This is a genomic window from Methanobrevibacter thaueri (assembly GCF_015062915.1).
In the GTDB taxonomy this organism is placed as follows: Archaea; Methanobacteriota; Methanobacteria; order Methanobacteriales; family Methanobacteriaceae; genus Methanocatella; species Methanocatella thaueri_B.
Map to the genome: position 1 here is coordinate 165,715 of NZ_SUTJ01000002.1, position 19,428 is coordinate 185,142.

Below are 19,428 nucleotides of genomic sequence, written 5' to 3' on the forward strand. Positions count from 1 at the left end.
CTTTTTTACAATGCCAAACCCTTAAAAAGCGGTTGTAAACATTAGACTATGGGCCTATCATGCAAATACTCTAATGTTTAACAGAAACTAATTTCCCAATTTACAGGACTACAATTCGTAATCATCGGGGTTAAAACGCAATATAATTTCACGAGAATTCCCCTTAACCCCTTTTCCTGTAAATTTAGTATCAACCAATCTTACGAATTCTAACTTATCAAGGGTACGGTTAAAAGAAGATTTACCATTACCAGTTTCCTCCTTAAAGAGGTCAAACAACTCACCGGTAGTGTATACGCCCTCATAATCCGCAACTAGTTTTAGCAATGTTCTTTCATTGTCGGAGAGGTTGTTCAATGTTTCGATTATGTTGATTGAAACCAGGGATTCGATTGCCTTTTCAAAGTGTTCCTGTGTGATTTCACGGCTTGCATCGGCTTCGGCTATGTTTCCGCAGCTTCTCAAGAGATTGATGCCGACTCTCAAGTCACCATTTTCAAGAGTGTACATTGAAATCTGCTCGAGAATATCATCTGAAAGCACTCCGGGGAAGAATCCTGCATTCACACGGTCTCGCAGGATGGCCTCGATTTCCGGGTAAGTGTATAATGGGAATATTATTTCCTGAGGTATAAAAACAGTGCTTACGTTCTTGTCGAAAGCGTATTTGAATTCAAGATCAGAGAGTATTGCAAATATTGATGTCTTGACTCCAGGATATTCCTCATATGCCCTTAAAAGATCATACACCACTTTATTTGCATTGTTTGATTGGAATAGGTAGTTGATATCATCCAGTGCAACGATTAATGTTTTTGAGTCCTTTTGAAGTTTTTTCATTATCTGATCATAGATTCTTGAGAATGGAACGCCTGTTTCCGGCGGAGCGTGTCCAAAAATCTTTTTGTGGATTTGTGAGAATATTCCGAATTTTGTTGTGTGTATCTGACAGTTAATGTAGACGCACACCACCTTTTCGGTGTTTTTCTCAACAAGCTCAAAGACTTTCCTCATTGCAGTGGTCTTTCCTGTTGCAGGTGAACCTAGAACGACTGCATTGGACGGTTGGCCTCTGCGCATTGCAGGCCTTATGCTCATTGCCATTGCTTCCATTTGTGTATCCCTGAAATTATAGTTCGGAGGTACATAATCAGGGTCGAAAGCGTTTATGTTTTGAAAAAGACTCTCATCGTGCATTAAAATATCTTCTATTCCCATATTATCATATTATATATTAACTATTATATTAATTATTCTTTTAAATTGACGACCTTTACGTTTTCATTGTCGATTATCCATTGGGTGAATTTCTCGGCATACATGAGTTTTTTCTTTTTAAAGTCATCAGCCTTTGCTGTGGCGGTTTCAATGTTTGGCCTTGAGTATCTGGTTACGACATCTCCGAAATCCATTCCTGCAAGGGTGATTTCACTGGCTCCAAGTGCCACCGCCAAAAAGAGCGCACGGTCACCGTCGGTGAATCCTCCGAAATTGTAGAGGTTTCCTGCAGGCTGTGCCTGGGTGGTACCGAGAACATTGTTAAAGAATGGAGTTAGACGTGCAATTTTATCGATGTTGTCGCCATGAGCATGTATAATAATGTTGGCTCCTCTTATGTTTGCAAGAAGTATGTCGTCAAGTCTGCCGTCAAGGTCTGTTGCAACTATATCAGGCGCTATTTTTTCCTCAATAAGTGCGGTTGTTGCACCGTCAGCGGCAACCAATACATAATCCTTCAGGTCATAATCATTTTTCAAAAGTTGAACGTGTTCCTTTAGGGATGGTCCAGCTCCGAATACTATGTATTTATCTGAAAAGCCCACTATCTCACTTAATTCGTCCAGTGTCAGGCATCCTTCTGTGGAGAGGATTTCATCCAAAAGTTTTGCTGATTCCTCATCGTTTTCGCGTGAAAAACCAAAATCGTCAAGAATTTCTTTGTAATATTTTTCCCAGAGTCCAAATTCCATGTTTAAACCTCACTATATTTAATTTAAGAACTGGTTAATTAAATAATTTATTGTTTACATGACGAAGTAAAAATTGCTTAAAACTTGTAATATTACAATTTAAAATCAATTATAAGTTTTTAAGGTACATAGATTTATATTAATTTATTTTTAAATTATTTATTGCTCATGAGAAGTTTATATTTGATTTCCGGAAATCCTAAAAAAATAGAGGATTGAAAATGGCATCAAAAATACCCCATGTGAATGACAGGACACTCAAGTACTCGTCGATGGCGCTTTGCAGAAGGCAGCATGAGTATTTGGGATTGCCTGGAGAGTATGAAAGCAGATACCCAAACGAGGTGGTCTTTCCGAATATGGAATCAGGCAGGGTTGACGAATTCTATTCCATTAAAGAGGGAATTCTTATAAATCTTGAGGAGGAAAGCGGAAAAGTCAGTGACAAAACATTGAAAAAGATTTCAAGATACAGGACATTCGGCAATTTCGTCTATTCAAAACCGGTTTATACGGCGATAATCTGCCATAAGGACCCAAAGAACTTTCCAAAGGAGTATGAGATAACAAAAACAGACATCTTAAGACCAGACTACATATATTTCCCCCAGGATGAACTGTGGGCAAAATATGAAAATCTTATTAACAAGATAGAACAAAAAGAGAAATTGAGTGAGCGAGAAATTCTTGACATTGCATTTGTTCCGAAGTATATCTCCAAAAAGGATGCACCGTTCATGACAGAAAACCTTGCAAGAAGGTTTAAAGATGCAAAAATTGAAGATAAACGATTGAGAATAGATGTTGGAAGCATATTAGGTGCGATGATTAAAAGAAATGTAGAGGACGAAACAAAACAAAACAAATTGATGGAGATGATTGGCATGAACCAGATTAAAAACGACATAAGAGCCGTATTTAAAGACGAGTTTATGGAAATTGAAGAGGAAAACCTTAAATTAAAACTAGAAAGAGACAACCTGAAAAACAAGCTTCAGGAATTGAACAGTATGGATGACTTGAACACTCCACAGGCAAAGGAATTGATCAACTCATTGATTCTGCTGCTTTGAGTGGTTCAAACCATTCAATCACTTATTAACTACATTGATTCGCTCACCTGTAATGTAATTGTACAGGTTTGCGATTTGCCTTAGTGTGAAACCGACCATGAATGCTGAGACTATTGTTCCAATATATACAGCTCCAAAAATGTTTGTATACCATAATCCGCACATTATAAGGGATATTATCACCATAATTGCATCAAATGCTATTTTTATTGTTGAAAATCTCCAGCCTGTGACGATTGCAACTGATTCGACACATCCTTCCCCCGGAAGCGGTGCAATGTTTGCAGGCATGTAGATGAATATTCCAAGGGCAGTGAAGAATATGCTTACGGCCAAAAACACTATCATCATCGGGATTGACCCGTCAAACGGAATGAATGACACCAGATACAGTGCCAAATCGGTGAAATATCCGAACAAGACGCAGTTTATTAGCTGAAGCAGTCTTTTTTTATGAAAACGTGACCTTAAAATCAAAAATTGAACAAGTATAAGTGCCGCATTGAATATGAATGTGGTTATTCCAATGTTAATATTGGTTATCAATGCCAAAGAATAAGAAATGGAGCTTATGGGAGTTGTTCCAAGTGTTGATACGATTGAGAATGCCACACCAAGTGACATTATAAAAAGTCCCACAACAAATGAACAGATTCTCTTAAACATACTTATAATATATATTTTACATCTTTTTTAAATCCACATGATTTCCTGTGAAATGGCCATGGATCTTGTGAATGTATTTCACGGTTGTTCCTATAAATAGCGCACCTATTATTGTGCCAATGCCAACGCTTCCAAATTGGCCTAAAAACCCGTAACTGAGTATCAGTGCTGTTGCAACGACACATACGTCAAAGTATACCTTTATTGTAGGGAATGGCTTGTCGGTAACGATTGCAACCGCCTGTGTAACCCCTTCAACGGAGAGCGGTATGATGTTTGTCGGAACGTAGAAGAATAGTCCCAAAGCAATGAAAAACACTGCAAGCAGGGTCATCAGAATGGAAACTGCAATACTGTCGGACATTGGTATGAATCCTAGAAGCGCCACTGAGAAACTTGTGAATGCACCGAAAAGCACACCGACGAATACCTGGAGAAAGTGCTTTTTCTTGAAGTCCTTTTTAAGCAGAATGAGTTCGATGGCTACGAGAAGTGCATGAAACAGAAATGTTGCAACGCCTATTTCAACAAGCCAGATAAGATTCATCGCATATGGAATGGAACTGACCGGAGCGGAGCCCCAACCTGATTTTATTGAAAATGCCACCCCCAATGTTATCAAGTATAGTCCGAAAATGTAGTTGAATACCCTTTTTACCGTTAGTTCTTCTCCGCTGAATTGCATACTACAATATTAGATTCATATCATATTTAAACAGTTGGTAAAAATTAGTATACAAAAATAAACAGTGTACTAAAATGTACTATGAAATTTGCAGCATATTGAATAAATGTATACATTAAAAATATTTAATAAGTATAAAAATTAAAATATAAACATAGCTGAATAAAAGCTACATATTGGAGGAAATTTAATGAATGATATCTTATTAATGCTTCCAGGACCAACAACAGTACACCCAAGAGTACTCAATGCAATGTCACAAGCTGTTGTTAACCATAGGGGAGCCAAATATGGTGAAATTTTAACAGAAACTACTGAATTAATGAGTAAAGTTTTCCAAACCCAAAATGACTCTTATTTATTAACCGGATCAGGAACTGCAGCAATGGAAGCTGGAATCGCTAACACTGTTGCTCCTGGCGAAAAAATGTTAAATGTCGTAGGTGGAAAATTCGGTGAAAGATTCATGAAAATCGCTCAAACCCATGGAATCGACACCCAAGAACTTGCAGTTGAATGGGGAACAGCTGTAACCCCTGAAGCTATTGAAGAAGCTCTTGAAGCTGATGAAGACATCAAAGCTGTTAGTGTAATCCACAACGAAACTTCTACCGGTGTAGCAGCACCTATTGAAGAAATAGGTAAAGTAATGAAAAACTATGATGCATTATACATCGTGGACACAGTATCCTCCCTTGCAGGAGATGAAGTGAACGTCGACAAGTTCGGAATTGACGTTTGTCTTACCGGTTCCCAAAAATGTATCGCAGCACCACCTGGAATGGGTGCAATCACCTTAAGTGACGACGCTTGGGCTGCAGTTGACAAAGTGGAAACCAACACTTTCTATTTGGACATGAAAGCTGCAAGAAAAAGCGGAAACAAAGTGCCTCCTGAAACCCCATACACTCCTTCAGTTTCACTTACATACGCAATGAACGAAGCATTGAAAATGATTATGGAAGAAGGACTTGACAACAGGGTTGCACGTCACCACAAGGCTGCTAAAGCAAGTGTTGATGCTGTTAAAGCATTAGGATTAGAATTATTCGCTGATGAAGCTGTTTCATCTGCTACCGTAACCGCAGTTAAAATGCCTGAAGGAGTTGCTGACAGTGACTTTAGAGGAACTACCCGTGACAAATACGGCGTTGAATTGGCTGGCGGTCAAGATCACTTGAAAGGAAACATTTTCAGAATCGGACACATGGGAAATATTTCCTACAAGGAATTACTCCAAACCTTTGGTGCTATCGGAATGACCTTAAAAGGTTTAGGCGTAATCGAAGACGCTGGTGCAGGTGTTGCATCAATTGCAGAATCATACTTATGATTCTGATTTCTTCTTTTTTTATTGATTTATCATTGTTATAAGTTATAAGTACCTGTTTTTTTACACTTGAAATGCATGTTCTAACTTATAAGTAAAATATTTTTTACATTGATTTTTTATGATACCTTATAAGTTAAAAGTTACACTTGAAATGCACGTCTCGAAAAAGTAGTTATAAGTTAAAAGTTACACTTGAAATACATGTCTCAAGGTAGTTATAAGGTATAAGTTACACTTGAAATTTATGTCTTATAAGTGAAAAAAGTATTACTCAAAAATTTTCCTAAACTTATTTAACATATCAACAACATAAATACTAACAATAATAGGATGTGAAACTATGTCAGATAATATTAAAACAACCGTAGAAGAATTACGCAAATTAATAAATGTCGATAATGTAATAGGCACTCCAATAGAAACCGAAGATAAAATCCTGATTCCTGTAATGAAAATGGGAGTTGGATTCGGTGCTGGAGAAAACATTTTAGGTAGCGAAGGCAGTGACGCTGCAGGTGCTGGTGCCGGAGTTGAACCTATATCAATGGTTATGATTCCTAAAAAGGGAAATGACGCTGAAGGAGTTCGCGTGCTTGACTTAAGCAAAGGAACCGAAACCAACAAGGCAATTTCCGATATCGGACTAATCATTACCGATCTTGTGAAAAACTTCCTGGATTCACAGCAAGGCCAAGATGTATACTATGACGAATCCGAATACATCGAACCTGAATTCAGCACAACCGAAGACACTACAGAAGAATAGGACTTTACTACATGTTAAACATCCTAGGGATGATTATACTAATAATCATCTTATTTATTATTATTTTACTCATAATTGGAATTAGAATAAGTCTTGAGTATAATAAGAAAGGTAGTGAAGTCAAAGGATGTTTAAAAATACTTATTTTTAAGAAATTAAAGGTTTACTCTCTCAACTGGCCTAGCGAAGATAATAAAGAAAAAGAAGATGATAAAAAAGAGAGTAAGGACCGTGACTTTAAAAAGATATTTGAACTGGCCAAGCCATGCTTTAAAGACTTGAAGAATTATCTGAAATCCGTCCTTAAAAGCATGAAAATCCAAAAGATCCAAAACCACCTCATTTTCGGAATGGACAGTTACGCTGATACAGGGGAATATATCGGCATCATCTGGGCAATATGTGCAATCGTTAATCCGATGCATAAGAAAATGCAGATAAGTGCCGAACCGTCATTCACCGGTAGTGTGCTTGACGGGTACGGTGAAAACAATCTTGAGATTTATCCTCTGAAGCTTATAGTCCCAACTGTTAAACTTATTTTAAACGGTGATGTTAGAAAATTGATAAGGGGTGTGCTTGATGAAAGATGAGCTCATGGACATGTTCAGCATAAACGAGACTATTGGTTTCGAGTTTCGTGAAGTATGTGGGTTCACATTTGCCTACAAGACCAGAGTTCTAACCATGAAAGACAAACTGACATCAGCAAGCATAACACCAGTCGGAATAATTTATGAAGAAAATGGCGAATATTACTTCGCACCCCTAGATGAGACTGTTGACATTAACGTAATTATTGAAGAATTTGTGAAAAATTGCTTACTCAGGTAGGGGAATGTTTTCACTTTCAACAATCACCTCAACAACCAATGGACCTTCCAAGTCATTTTCCAGTATCAACTCAAGGTCTTCCAGATTATCTGCGCGTATCGCATCAATGCCATAGCTTGATGCCAATTTTGTGAAGCTTGGATTTTTGAGTGCAACCTGGTATGGGTCCATGCCGTAGAAGTCCTCCTCCCATTGCCTGATGATTCCAAACTCTGAATTGTTCAGTATGAATATTATTATGTCCAAGTCATTTTCCCTGATTGTTGCAAGTTCCTGAAGGTTCATCTGAAAGTCACCGTCACCGTTAATGACAATGATTTTTTCTGATGTTGCAATGCTGGCCCCAATTGCAGCCGGAACACCATAGCCCATCGGCGCCATCGCACCTGAGAACAATAACTGTCTTGGTTTTAGGGATTTTTTAAGAAGAGTTGTCCATGTTGTGTGTGAGCCCGCATCGGAAACAATGATGTTGTCTGGGAATTTTTCAAGTATCCTCTTGATTGCCGCTTGAGGTTTCAAATCATCATCAAGACCCTTCAAGTGGTATGAGTCATCATGCTCCAAAATCTCTGCAATCCAGTCAACATCATGGAAGTTGATTTCACTTATGAAATCCTCAACCTTTCCATGAATCGGATAGTCGCCAACCAGAACATCCTTATTCAGGTTCACATGTATGAAGTTGTCAGGCAATTTTGGCAGTGTCCTTTCACTTGCCTTCATTCCAAGACCTATGATACAATCTGCATTTTCGATTGCATACTTTGATTGGGCATTTGCCCTTATGCCACACAATCCCAGGTTAAGCTCATCATCCTCACTGACAATTCCCTTTGCGTGAAATGTTGTGGTGACTGGAATTCCATGTTTGTGAACAATTTCATTGATCCTTTCAGATTGTGTGATTGCACCTGCACCTAGAATCAGCAACGGTTTTTCGGCTGAGTCAATCAGCTCCTGTGCATCTGAGATTTTTGAAAGGTCATCCTCACATAAGTAACATAAGTCAAAATCGTTAAAGTCCTCCTCTAAAAGCACGTCCTTTGCAAGGTTGATGTGAATCGGGCCTTTCGGGATTGTCTTGAGCTCATAGATTGCTGCCCTTAAGACATACATTGCCTCTGTTCCGTTCAATGGATTGTATGATGCCTGTGTGATATGCTTGAAGATTTCAAATTGAGGTGTTGTCTGGAAGTGGTCAGTGCCACGGTACTGCAGTTCATTGTCCCCGGTCAATATAAGCATTGGCACATTGTCCTTGAATGCTGTGGCCAATGCCATGGTAGTGTTCAATGCCCCTGGAGAGGCTGTTGTAACACACACTCCAATCTTTCCGCTTGAACGTGTAAAACCGTCAGCGGCATGTGCAGCTGCCTGTTCGTGTCTTGTGAGAACGTGATTAACACTTGATGATGACAACGCCTTGTATAATGGCATTATCTGCTCACCGGGAACACCGAAGACTGTATCGATTCCCTCTTCCTCAAGTATTTTCACGATTTTATCAGCAACGTTCACTCTTCGGCCTCCTGGTATGAGCCGTTGTACTCGCCTGACCCCTTAACCGGGTAAACCACAGCCTGTGCTATGCGGTCTCCTGACTTGATTTTATAGTCAAACTCACCGTGATTGTATATCATGAACATGAGTGTTCCGTAAAAGCCAGGGTCCCCCACTGCGGTCTGGACTGATATGAATGACCTTAGAAGTGTTGAGCGTGGAAGGTAAAGCATGGTGTATCCCTTTGGGATTTTGACTTTCCTTTTGATGCTTGCAAGGTATGCAGTGTGGGGCTTCAGTGTGTATACCTCACCTGGAAGCTCCTCGATTTCCGGGAGGGTCTTTTCATTGTCAATGAGTGAGCCTCCGCTTTTCTGCACATAAATCTTATCAAGTTCAAGGTCAATTCCTGATGGTTGCACAAGATCTGCAAAATCAGGAAACAGTTTAACAAGTTCTTCTTCACCAAGCATAATTATCACATCTATTAATAACTTATTTATTTGATTTTGTTAATATAGTTAAATGGTGATAAAATGCCTGTAATTACAATAGCTGGAAACGACGGAATAAGTGTTGAGAAAAAAAGAGAAATGGTTAAAAAGGTATCTGAAACAGTTGCTGAGGCATATGACTTGCCTATTGAAGCAATCACTGTTCTGGTACAGGCTTATCCTAAGGAAAGCATCGGCGTTGCCGGTGAGCTTTTAAGCGACAGACAATAATTTTGAATTAGTTGGGGAGAACAATGACAAAATCTCCCCATATAGTTCAAACCAAAAAAGAACTATAATGTAATTTATATTTTTCTTTTAATATAAACATCTTGATTTTTGCGGATTAACTTCATCTCAATCAGTTCGTTCAGGTTTTTTTCTATTTTTTGTGTGAAGTTTTTTGACCTGTACCTTGAAAGAGCCTTTTCAATCTCATCGATTGTTGACTCGTTGACCGCATCATAGACTGTCTTTTGCCAAGGGGTCAATGTGAATATTATGTCATTAAGTGGGTCGTGAGTGTTGTCAAGACTCCAAGTATCATCGCTGACTTTGACATTGAATCTTTCCTCAAGTTCTGAAATTTTATCAGTCAGCTCGTCAAGGTATGGGTGTGATGCAAGGCCCAGCTTGTGCTTTGAGATTTTATTGAGGAATTTCTCATGTGAACTTGTCATGTTAATTTCATCCCTTGTCATGTATGAGTCTATCACATATGCCTTATCATCAATAACCTCAATGATTTTGTAGTTGTTCTTTTCATCATCATATTCAATCTGAGAAAACTCATTGACGTTCCACATGTGATCCATCAGGAAGTTTCTCACAAACTCCGCATCCTCAAGATTGTCATAGTATCCGAATATATACTCGTCACCTGCAATCATCTTCTGTATTATGAAGGTTTCAAATATTCTTGATATGTTCAGTCCATACTTCGAGTTGTTCGGGTTTCTCATGAACTTCTTGACATGCCTTTGAATCTGCTCTTCAGTTGGCCGTGTTTTATATCTTGCAAGAAAGTGCAGCTTGTCCTCTATGACCTTGGCTATGATATAGTCATCATCATCCTTTATGATTTCGGGAATCATCTCAATGTCCCAGTCATTTTCAATCAGGATGTCACGTGCAAGTATTGCATCATCAAGATTTCTGAATTTTCCATAGTTTTTCGAACTCTTGTATATTGTGCATGAATTCTTGTTTTCACGAATGTACTTTTCACTCATCAAGTTAATATTTGTCTGAATATTTTATAAAATTTTTCCCTAAAGAGAGGTGCATTTCAACTGTAAAAAGTTAATATTGGAGATTTTTTTAAAAAAAATATAAATACTGCTTAAAACATTCAAAAAATAATTATTTAATGTTTTTGATGTTATTTAATCTTGATTTTGATTCACCTTCAGTAATACTTAAAATGTGGTTAAAAAATGGAGTTACTGGCAGGAAAAATTATTACAATAACCGATGGATATTGATTTAAATCTGATTAAATGTCTTTTAATTTATTATTGGGATTGATTTGAAATTATGAGAATGTTATTTATTATTTAAGATGATGATCGTCTGATTTTTAAAATTTTGTAAAAATTATGTGTCATCTGCAGGATTTTGGTGAAAAAGTAAAGTATATATGACATTTTGGAAAAGGGGTCATTGACCTTACAATCGCTGAAAATATTACAGAGAAATCTTCATTGCCAAATATGGAAGGATAACTGATTTTAAATTTAATTAAATCAAGAAAATGACAATTATTAGAACAGAAAATATTTTCAATAACTGACTTAAAACAGGCTAAAAATAAATTTTAAACACATGTATTGTTGAAGGCAATCCCATCAGTGTAAAATATTTCCAAATTACCGCTGCAATATTTTAATTGGAGAGGAGATAATGTTGATGGTTGAGTGATTTGTATTAATAATTTTAAGGACAAACATTAAAAAATGAATCGGCAAATGAATCTGAGCCAAACAAAACAGATGAATCCACATCAAATGATGTAAAAATATGGATCAGTCATGAATTTCTGGTGAATTCGATAGTGAACTTGAAAAATCAATAGGGCTGAAAACATATGAAAACGTTACCTTGTAAATTGAATCTGCGGATATTTTAAAGAAATGATAAGTGAAAAGGAAATGATGGGTAAAAATTAGCTGAAAACGAGTGAAAATAGGAAGTTACTTGAAAAATATTTTTTACCAGTAAATCGATTAAAATAAAAATATGGAAAAATAGAGTGTTAAACTCTATTTTTTAACTTTAACTGTTTTTTTAACTGTATCCTTAAGGTAAGTTGCCTGATAGGTTACCTTTTTTCCAACCTTAAGCTTTTTCAAGACTGATTTTTTAATTGTAACCTTTGCAACACCCTTCTTGTTGGTTTTTGCAGTGTATTTTTTGCCCTTGAACTTGAAAACAACCTTCTTGTTTTTGACGTTCTTGACTGTTGCCTTCAAGACTATCTTTTTGGCTGATTTTTTAACTTTTTTAACTTTCTTAAGTTTCAAAAGGTGTTTAACAACCAGATTGGCATTAGCGGATGCTCCTTCATAGCTTGCTGAAATTTTGTACTTGCCCGGAGCAAGAGAAGCAGGTATCTTGAATGTTGCAACACCGTTATTGTCAGTGTATGCCTTATATGTCTTTTTACCTATCTTGAATTCAACCAAATCACCCTTTTCGGCAGGTTTTGCGTTGGTGTCGTAAGCCTTAACCTTGTATTGGCCTGACTTGGTGTAGACCATCTGAACACTTGACGGGCCTGTTAATCTAGGGGGAACTGATTTGACAAGTACTTCATACTCGTCCTCTTCAAATCTGTATAATCCATTATCATCAAAGAAAACGACTCCAATTGTGATTTCACCGTCATCCAAACCAGCCAGGGAGATGTTTGCACTATTAGAAAATTTAAGAGTGGCATAATGATCCCAATCTGCAGTGATTTCAACGGTTCCGGTTGTGTTTCCGATTTCAATTGTTAAAAACTTGTTTTCACCCGCATTCATCTGCGCTGGAAGAGTTATTCTTGGAATAACTTCAATTTCATCAATATAATCCACATCATAGTCCTCACCAGTGTATTCAGCTTCAATATCATGAGTTCCAACGCTCAATTGTGGAATTTGAACTTTTGCAACCCCATTAACCAGTTGGACAGTGCCGATAACCTTTCCGTCAATTGTCACTTTCAGACTGCCTTCAGCATCAGCAGCCAGTGTTAATGTAACCTCTTTAGAATCCCCATAAGTCATCTCTTCGGGAGCATCAATGGCATTTATGACCTCAAATGATGCATTAGTGGAGTTTTGGCTGTTATTATAAGTCACAACAATAGTGTACTCGCCAAGAGGCAGTGAAGATATGTCCACATATACCTCTGTAGATGATTTTTCCTCAGCGTAATATTGAACATCATTTATTTTAATGTTCAAGTCCTTAATAATGCTTGAAGGGGCGGTGATGCTAATTATATTGCCTGCCTTTGAGTAGATATAGGTGTCTTCAGCATCTATCTCCACATCCATGTCATCGTCCTCAATTATTTGACCGGGATTATGCAGGGTTATTCTTGATGAATTTGAGAATGTTTCACCTCCAGTAACCTTAAATATAACATCAATATTATAAATGCCTGGATTTAATTTATCCAATATGATATCATAATCCCATATATTCTCGTCTTCCTCATAATTATAGTCATCATTATTTGGCAGTACTAAAGACTTGCTGTAGGAATTATCATTATAAACTTCAATGTATCCTTCATCATCATTGTAATTTAACCCCGCAGCTTTACCATCAATATTAACTGACAAGGTACCTTTAGTACCATCAGGTATAGTAATAGTAATTGTATCTTCACCAATTTCAAAGTCCTCTTCCTCATCTAATGGAATTTCCACATCCCCTAGATTGTCAGTATCCTCTGAAATCTCAATTTCATCAGTCGCATTTTCACTGGCGCTGACCGCACCAAGAGTGAAAATGAATATTAAAAATAAACTAATCAATAATATATTATTAAATTTCAAAACAAAACAACCCTAATTAAGTTTATATAAATATTTCTTAACTTGATTGTATATAAAATATTATACATTGGGTTAAAAATAAAAAAAAGAAAATAAGGAAATCAATCCTTATTTTTTAACTTTAACTTTTTGTTTAACTGTTTTTTTACCGTAGGACACTTGGATTTTTACCTTTTTGCCTGCTTTGAGTTTTTTAAGAACTTTTTTCTTAACGGTAATTTTTGCAACACCCTTCTTGTTGGTTTTTGCAGTGTAGGTTTTCTTGTTGAACTTGAATTTCAGCTTTTTGCCTTTAACCGCCTTGCCGTTGATTTTAAGGGTGGCTTTAATCACAAGTTTTTTAGCGGACCTTTTGACCTTTTTAACCTTTTTGAGTTTTAAGGTGATTTTATCCGCTTTTTTAGCAGGTGCAGGTGCAGGTTTGGTGTCCTCTTTTTTAGGAGTTGTATTCACAACAACATTAGTGTTTTTGGTAAATCCTGCATAGTTTTTATCACCAGTGTATTTTACGGTCACGTTATGATTACCATCTTCCAAACCAGGAACTGAAACTGTTGCCTTACCGTTGACCAAATCAGCGGTGTAACTTTTACCGTCAACAGTTACAATCAAGCTGCCTGTTGCATCTTCAGGCAAGCTGATGGAGAATTCCGGATTGGTGCTGTCGGTTGGTGTTGCAATGTCCATTTTCGGTTCAGGTTTTGGAACGTTAACTTCATTTGATGTGGAATATGTTTGACCGTTTTCATCCTCATATTCAACTCTTACATTGTGATTACCAGTAGGCAAACCGGATACTGGGACAGTATTGGTTCCGCCAGCCACTGGAGTTGTTGATACTAGTTCCCCATCCACATAAACATTCACGTTTCCGCTTGATCCTTCAGGCAATTCCAAAGTGATATTTCCGGATCCGTCAGCTGCAAAGTCATCTGGAATTGTTAAATCTTTAGGTGTGACATATACATAATATTTGGTTGGCACATAATCGTCAACCTCCCCGTCATATTCTGAGAAGGAGTTTTCAGGTAAATCATCACCCTGATATTCAAGTGTTACGATATTCTCACCCAGATTAAGTTTATCTGATGGAATGCTTACGCTAACCTTACCGTCTTTGATTTCTTCTGTAGAAAATACTTCATCATTTATTTTGATGATAATGCTACCTTCAGCATCACCAACATCAATATCTACTTTAGAACTTTCACCGATTAATACATCTTCGATTATATCAACTTTTGGTTTAAGTTCAAGTGAAACATGCTCATGGCTTACATCATATTTATAATCTTCCTGTTCATATCTAATTTCAAGCGGATACACACCGTATGATAATCCTAAATCTGAAACCAAGATTTTTACTTTACCCTCCTCAATCGGAGCACGTTTATATTCTGAATATTCAAGCTCATTCGAAACAATCAACCACCCGTCTGCATCACTTGGCAATAGCAATGTGAATGAAGTTGGAATATCATCCTCATCATATTCAACGATAATTCTATAACCTTCAATCTCAAAGCTCCTTGTAATTTCTTGAGAAGGATATTTGCTGTCCCCTGAGTATTTAGCTACAATGACATGTTCCCCTTCAGATAAACCTGTCACGATAACTTTTGCGCTACCGTTTATGACTTCACTAGTGTAGTTGTTACCACCAATGTTTATCAAAACATTACCTGTTGCATCATCAGGCAAATCAACATCAATAACATACCTTTCCATTAATGGCAATACGTCATCATCATCTATGCTGATGTCAAATGACATTTTTACGGTGAATGTGCCAGTTTTAGTCAATTTTTCATGATTTTTATCGCCGGAATAGGTGATTTCATATGTATGTTCTCCTAATGTCAAGTCATCCAAATCAATGATTGCACTTCCATCCTGAACGAATTCAGTTGAATATTCATTTCCATCGACTATAAGGGTCAAGTAACCTGTAGCATCCTCATCAGTTTCAAAATAAATATTATATTCCCCTAAGGTTATTTCACTTGGAATCGCAATCCATGAAATCTCAAAGGTACCGTTTTGAGTGGCATTTTCATAGTAATCATTCCTATCTACAAATACAAGTTTCCAGGTGTGACTGCCTTGATCCAAAGCATTAAGAACATCAGAGGAGATGTAATTTGTATCATCAAAACCTAAATCCTCATAATCATAATTAGCACGGGATACTGGAGTATCGTCAATATATACGATTACATATCCTGAGTACAAGGCCCTTGGAATATTCAATATTTGCCATTCGATGTCTTCACCTTTAACAGCAGTATTAGGGAAGTCAACATCCATTTCCCATACTGGAACTTCTGCTTTTACATCGAAATAGTAATTATTTTCAAATAACTCTTCATCATCCTCAATATATTTTACATTGAAATAATATTGGGAACCGTCTCCATCACCATAGTATCCATAGGAGGTTATATTTAATTTAGGCAATGTGATATTTAATTTTTCGCTTGCAGGTCCTTCATACAATGGAATAACTAGACTTTGCCAATTATATTCATCATCATAGAAATTATAAACTATGCTTATATTGAACTTGCCGCTAAGACCTTCCGGAGAGTTTACAGTCAAATTATTCTCACCATCAACCCAGTAATACTTTTTATACACCACATCAGGTCCTACAACTATTTCCTGTGATACCTGAGAAACATCATACTCACCAGTGTATTTAACTATAATATTGTATCTTCCAAATTTAAAATCATTTAATGAAACATTTGCAATACCATTGTTAAGAGAAGTTGATTTTATAAGGTCATCAATTGTTAAGTCCCCCCATTCATCTTCAATAGCATGATATATTTCTAGATTGCCCTGTGCATCACTAGGCAATACGAGTTCAATAGTTTGGCCATCATTAAATGCAATTTCATAAGGAACATTAATACGGCCCACAGTATCAAAAATCCATGTCACATTCTTTTTAGGATATTTGTCATCCTGATAAATGAATGTTAAATTGTTTTTGCCATATACCAAGTCATTGAAAACGAAAACATAATTTGAATCAACTTCAACGGAATATTGCTTATCATTAGCAATGAGAGTGATATTCTCCACAGAGGCATCGTCTGGAAGATATACGTCAAACGCTATGGAATGGCCATAGGTGACCGGATTTCCTTCATAAAGATAATCATTCTCCACATTAAATTGATAATCAAGATTAAAATTGCCTGTGAATGTTTTATTATCATATTTTCCATCTGAATATCTGAGCTCATATGAATGCGGACCAAATTCTAAATCTGATTCAAGATTCATATCCTCCCATCTAATACGAATACTAGGATTTTCAGCATATTCTTCTCGTAAACCATCTGTTGATGCTGAAAATACCTCATTACCATCAATTAATAATTTTAATGTACCTCCAGCATCTTTAGCTAAACTTACACAAAATGTGTCCCATGATCCAATTTTTATTTCAGAAGGAGTGTAATCTTTTATATAATAATATTCAAATTCCTTTGTTATGTCAAACGGATTATAATAGTCATCACCATCAAATACGAATCGGGCGGAGTGAGTTCCAATTGACAAATCATAATTGTTTAATACCACTCTATGAGAATAAAAATCCCCATAAAATTCATATGCCGGAAAACTAGCTACCTCTTCATTATCCAGGAAAATTTTCATGTTAGCTTCACTTGAGTCATATAAACTAATTCCAATATAGCCATTATAGTCATCCCATTCCCCATCAAATGCAGGTCCGGCTATTTCATCTTTACAATTAATATCATAACCCATGTCACTTTTCTCACCAAGAACTTCACTTACATCTGAATCATCCTCAGCGATGACATCAACCTCTTCTACTTGAGACACTGTCTCGGCAACATCATCCGTTGATGTCACAACAGCATCGTCCACAGCCGTCAGATTGTTTGCATCATCCGATGCGCTGACGGCGCCAAATGTCAGTATTGCCAGCATGAGACTGACAATCAATATATGTTTTAACTTCATAATACATCACATTTAAATAAAACTTATATTCAAATTGAATACAATTATTATTTTTAAATGTAATATAATATATACATTCTTATTTTTCAAAATAAACCGAATGAAATCATAATCTTAACAATAAGCAATATCGATACATTCAAAAAGTAATATAACTACAAAAAGAGACGCTGAAATTGACAAGCGTTTAAAAATAGATGCAAAAATTTAAAAAAAAATAGAGAGATAATGAAAAAATCATTATCTTTTAACCTTAACAATTTGCTTGACTGTCTTTCCGCCATAGGATGCCTTGTAGGTGACCTTCTTGCCCACCTTGAGTTTCTTTAAAACCTTCTTGGTTATTTTGAATTTGGCAATTCCCTTCTTGTTGGTTCTGACTTTGAGAACTTTCTTGTTGAACTTGAGTTTGACCTTTTTGTTTTTGGCCTTTTTGCCGTCAATCTTAAGTTTCACCTTGATTTTAAGTGATTTGGCGGATTTCTTGACCTTTACCTTTTGAAGTGTCAGCTTGATGACATGCGCCTTGACTGTCAGGTAATGTGTCTTTGAATAGAACTTGCCTGACTTTTGATAGAGCACGTCAATCTTGTGGGTTCCGGCTTTGAGCTTGGAGAAGGTCAGTTTCGCTTTTCCAGTGCTTAGGCTTGGACGCTTATATAGTTCACCATCAAGATAGATTTTAACCTTACCGCTTCCGGATGGTCCCTTGACTGTGAGGGTTGCGCTCTTATCAACATAGATTTTGCTTGCGCTCAGTGATGATGAGAATCCATTGGTATTTTTAAGAACATCTACGAGAATTCCATCCTCATCACCGGTAATGCCGTTGACGGTATAGTTCAAATAGAAGCGATGAGATCCTTCAGACAAGCCTTTAAGTGAAAACACAGCGTATCCGTCAACCACATTGACTGTAGCGATTTTCTTGGTTGGAACAACCCATTGGCCTTCCTCATCATCAGACTCGATTATTGCATGATAGAGCGTTGCGATTCCCTTTGAGTTTTTTGGAGCTGCAATGTAGATGTACTCGTCCTGGCCAACGGACATCACTTCAGGCCATTTGACAGCAGGCAAGAGCGTTTCTGTGCAGTTGACTGTCCTTTTTGGGAATTTTGAGCTTGAATATGTTGCAAATGCAGTGTGCTTGCCCAAGTCCAGCTTGACATTCTTGACCGTGTACACCTCTTCAGAATAGAGGTTCAAGTCAACGTTATACTTCTTTCCGTTGAAATTGATTGCAACATTGCCTGTGGCGCTTCTTGGAAGTCCTATGTAGAAATTTACATCTGTCCTGATGGTCTTGTCAGGATATATTATGGTATTGACATAATTCATTCCCAAATGGAAATAATAGTGATACAGGACATTCTTCTCGTTTGAATAGGTCTTTCCGTTTTTCTCATATGTCACTTTCACATCATATGTGCCGTATTTAAATCCACTAGGAAACCTCAAGTCTGAGCGATAAATGACATTTAAATCATAGTCACCTGAGAATTCTTTGTTTAAGCATTCTGTTCCATTAAAAGTGATTTTGACTGTTCCATTGATTGGTTCGGTGTCATGTATGCGGCAAAACGGAATTAACTCATCATCATCATAGTTTCCAAAAATGACCTCATCGCCGATTTCAATAATGTTTCCAATAATCAATATTCCGGTTTTGGATTGGCCGCCATAGGCGACTGTAAGATTATACTTTCCCTTTTCCAGATTCGGAGACAATTGCTTTTGTGTAATGTAGTAATGTGAATACTCAGGAATGTCATCATCAGCATAATGCTTGCAGTTTGAGATATCATCCTTGAAGTGCTCAACATTATCTATGCTCACGCTGATTTCACCTGTAAGATCATCAAGTGAATATACTCTTGCAATATCACCGTTCCCGTCTTCCCATAAATCGTCTTCATCCAATTCAATCTCATAATTATCCTCAGCCAGCACATCATCTGTTGTGTTATCCGATGCACAGACCGAACCTATCGTGATAAAAAATAGGATTACTCCGATTATTAAAATATGTTTAAATTTCATATAAACC

16 protein-coding genes are annotated in these 19,428 nt (G+C 36.9%); 6 read left to right on the forward strand and 10 right to left on the reverse strand.

Going from position 1 to position 19,428, the window contains the following annotated elements; all coding sequences use genetic code 11:
• Window positions 1-108: 108 nt before the first annotated feature.
• On the reverse strand, window positions 109-1,218 hold the full coding sequence (locus E7Z78_RS02050) for an ORC1-type DNA replication protein (RefSeq protein WP_303723510.1): 1,110 nt from the start codon (window positions 1,216-1,218) through the stop codon (window positions 109-111).
• A gap of 32 nt (window positions 1,219-1,250) precedes the next feature.
• Window positions 1,251-1,970, reverse strand: coding sequence for a 6-hydroxymethylpterin diphosphokinase MptE-like protein (locus E7Z78_RS02055; protein WP_303723511.1), 720 nt, complete (start codon window positions 1,968-1,970; stop codon window positions 1,251-1,253).
• Between the two features lie 221 nt (window positions 1,971-2,191).
• On the opposite strand from E7Z78_RS02055, the gene E7Z78_RS02060 reads away from it, so the two are divergent.
• Window positions 2,192-3,043, forward strand: a complete 852-nt coding sequence (locus tag E7Z78_RS02060) for a hypothetical protein (RefSeq protein WP_303723512.1) — start codon at window positions 2,192-2,194, stop codon at window positions 3,041-3,043.
• An 18-nt stretch (window positions 3,044-3,061) separates the two neighbouring features.
• On the opposite strand, the gene E7Z78_RS02065 is transcribed toward E7Z78_RS02060, so the two are convergent.
• Window positions 3,062-3,709: a YitT family protein gene (locus E7Z78_RS02065; protein ID WP_303723513.1), complete on the reverse strand. Its 648-nt coding sequence runs from the start codon at window positions 3,707-3,709 to the stop codon at window positions 3,062-3,064.
• Window positions 3,710-3,725: 16 nt separating this feature from the next.
• Window positions 3,726-4,394, reverse strand: a complete 669-nt coding sequence (locus tag E7Z78_RS02070; protein ID WP_303723514.1) for a YitT family protein — start codon at window positions 4,392-4,394, stop codon at window positions 3,726-3,728.
• Between the two features lie 190 nt (window positions 4,395-4,584).
• On the opposite strand from E7Z78_RS02070, the gene E7Z78_RS02075 reads away from it, so the two are divergent.
• From E7Z78_RS02075 to E7Z78_RS02090, 4 genes are all read left to right on the forward strand, one after another.
• Window positions 4,585-5,727 carry an alanine--glyoxylate aminotransferase family protein gene (locus tag E7Z78_RS02075; RefSeq protein WP_303723515.1) on the forward strand — a complete coding sequence of 381 codons (1,143 nt, stop codon included), beginning with the start codon at window positions 4,585-4,587 and terminating at the stop codon, window positions 5,725-5,727.
• A gap of 340 nt (window positions 5,728-6,067) precedes the next feature.
• Window positions 6,068-6,493: a GerW family sporulation protein gene (locus E7Z78_RS02080; RefSeq protein ID WP_303723516.1), complete on the forward strand. Its 426-nt coding sequence runs from the start codon at window positions 6,068-6,070 to the stop codon at window positions 6,491-6,493.
• A gap of 29 nt (window positions 6,494-6,522) precedes the next feature.
• Complete coding sequence (locus tag E7Z78_RS02085; RefSeq protein ID WP_303723517.1) at window positions 6,523-7,086, forward strand: DUF2953 domain-containing protein; 564 nt, start codon at window positions 6,523-6,525, stop codon at window positions 7,084-7,086.
• Complete coding sequence (locus E7Z78_RS02090) at window positions 7,076-7,327, forward strand: hypothetical protein (protein WP_303723518.1); 252 nt, start codon at window positions 7,076-7,078, stop codon at window positions 7,325-7,327. The genes E7Z78_RS02085 and E7Z78_RS02090 overlap by 11 nt, the downstream gene beginning before the upstream one ends.
• On the opposite strand, the gene E7Z78_RS02095 is transcribed toward E7Z78_RS02090, so the two are convergent.
• Together E7Z78_RS02095 and E7Z78_RS02100 are read right to left on the reverse strand one after the other, a co-directional pair.
• Window positions 7,316-8,848 carry a thiamine pyrophosphate-binding protein gene (locus E7Z78_RS02095; RefSeq protein WP_303723519.1) on the reverse strand — a complete coding sequence of 511 codons (1,533 nt, stop codon included), beginning with the start codon at window positions 8,846-8,848 and terminating at the stop codon, window positions 7,316-7,318. The genes E7Z78_RS02090 and E7Z78_RS02095 overlap by 12 nt on opposite strands.
• A complete protein-coding gene (locus E7Z78_RS02100; RefSeq protein ID WP_303723520.1) occupies window positions 8,845-9,303 on the reverse strand; it encodes a deoxyuridine 5'-triphosphate nucleotidohydrolase in 459 nt (152 codons plus the stop codon). The genes E7Z78_RS02095 and E7Z78_RS02100 overlap by 4 nt, the downstream gene beginning before the upstream one ends.
• 63 nt (window positions 9,304-9,366) lie before the next feature.
• Between E7Z78_RS02100 and dmpI the strand changes: the two genes are divergently transcribed.
• Entirely contained in the window at window positions 9,367-9,555 is a 189-nt protein-coding gene (gene dmpI / locus E7Z78_RS02105) for a 4-oxalocrotonate tautomerase DmpI (RefSeq protein ID WP_303723521.1), read from the forward strand.
• A 74-nt stretch (window positions 9,556-9,629) separates the two neighbouring features.
• Here the strand turns inward: dmpI and E7Z78_RS02110 are convergent, their stop codons facing one another.
• The 4 genes from E7Z78_RS02110 to E7Z78_RS02125 form a co-directional block, all read right to left on the reverse strand.
• Window positions 9,630-10,556, reverse strand: a complete 927-nt coding sequence (locus E7Z78_RS02110; protein ID WP_303723522.1) for a hypothetical protein — start codon at window positions 10,554-10,556, stop codon at window positions 9,630-9,632.
• 1,029 nt (window positions 10,557-11,585) lie between these two features.
• Window positions 11,586-13,352: an Ig-like domain repeat protein gene (locus E7Z78_RS02115; RefSeq protein ID WP_303723523.1), complete on the reverse strand. Its 1,767-nt coding sequence runs from the start codon at window positions 13,350-13,352 to the stop codon at window positions 11,586-11,588.
• Between the two features lie 129 nt (window positions 13,353-13,481).
• Entirely contained in the window at window positions 13,482-17,378 is a 3,897-nt protein-coding gene (locus tag E7Z78_RS02120; protein ID WP_303723524.1) for an Ig-like domain-containing protein, read from the reverse strand.
• A gap of 240 nt (window positions 17,379-17,618) precedes the next feature.
• Entirely contained in the window at window positions 17,619-19,421 is a 1,803-nt protein-coding gene (locus tag E7Z78_RS02125; RefSeq protein ID WP_303723525.1) for an Ig-like domain-containing protein, read from the reverse strand.
• Between the last annotated feature and the right edge of the window lie 7 nt (window positions 19,422-19,428).

Bases quoted from the DNA above. Each gene is read 5' to 3' on its own strand.
- E7Z78_RS02090 (WP_303723518.1), top strand. From the start codon at position 7,076: ATGAAAGATGAGCTCATGGACATGTTCAGCATAAACGAGACTATTGGT.
- E7Z78_RS02050 (WP_303723510.1), bottom strand. From the start codon at position 1,218: ATGGGAATAGAAGATATTTTAATGCACGATGAGAGTCTTTTTCAAAAC.
- E7Z78_RS02120 (WP_303723524.1), bottom strand. From the start codon at position 17,378: ATGAAGTTAAAACATATATTGATTGTCAGTCTCATGCTGGCAATACTG.
- E7Z78_RS02055 (WP_303723511.1), bottom strand. From the start codon at position 1,970: ATGGAATTTGGACTCTGGGAAAAATATTACAAAGAAATTCTTGACGAT.
- E7Z78_RS02085 (WP_303723517.1), top strand. From the start codon at position 6,523: ATGATTATACTAATAATCATCTTATTTATTATTATTTTACTCATAATT.
- dmpI (WP_303723521.1), top strand. From the start codon at position 9,367: ATGCCTGTAATTACAATAGCTGGAAACGACGGAATAAGTGTTGAGAAA.
- E7Z78_RS02075 (WP_303723515.1), top strand. From the start codon at position 4,585: ATGAATGATATCTTATTAATGCTTCCAGGACCAACAACAGTACACCCA.
- E7Z78_RS02125 (WP_303723525.1), bottom strand. From the start codon at position 19,421: ATGAAATTTAAACATATTTTAATAATCGGAGTAATCCTATTTTTTATC.
- E7Z78_RS02070 (WP_303723514.1), bottom strand. From the start codon at position 4,394: ATGCAATTCAGCGGAGAAGAACTAACGGTAAAAAGGGTATTCAACTAC.
- E7Z78_RS02065 (WP_303723513.1), bottom strand. From the start codon at position 3,709: ATGTTTAAGAGAATCTGTTCATTTGTTGTGGGACTTTTTATAATGTCA.
- E7Z78_RS02110 (WP_303723522.1), bottom strand. From the start codon at position 10,556: ATGAGTGAAAAGTACATTCGTGAAAACAAGAATTCATGCACAATATAC.
- E7Z78_RS02080 (WP_303723516.1), top strand. From the start codon at position 6,068: ATGTCAGATAATATTAAAACAACCGTAGAAGAATTACGCAAATTAATA.
- E7Z78_RS02060 (WP_303723512.1), top strand. From the start codon at position 2,192: ATGGCATCAAAAATACCCCATGTGAATGACAGGACACTCAAGTACTCG.
- E7Z78_RS02100 (WP_303723520.1), bottom strand. From the start codon at position 9,303: ATGCTTGGTGAAGAAGAACTTGTTAAACTGTTTCCTGATTTTGCAGAT.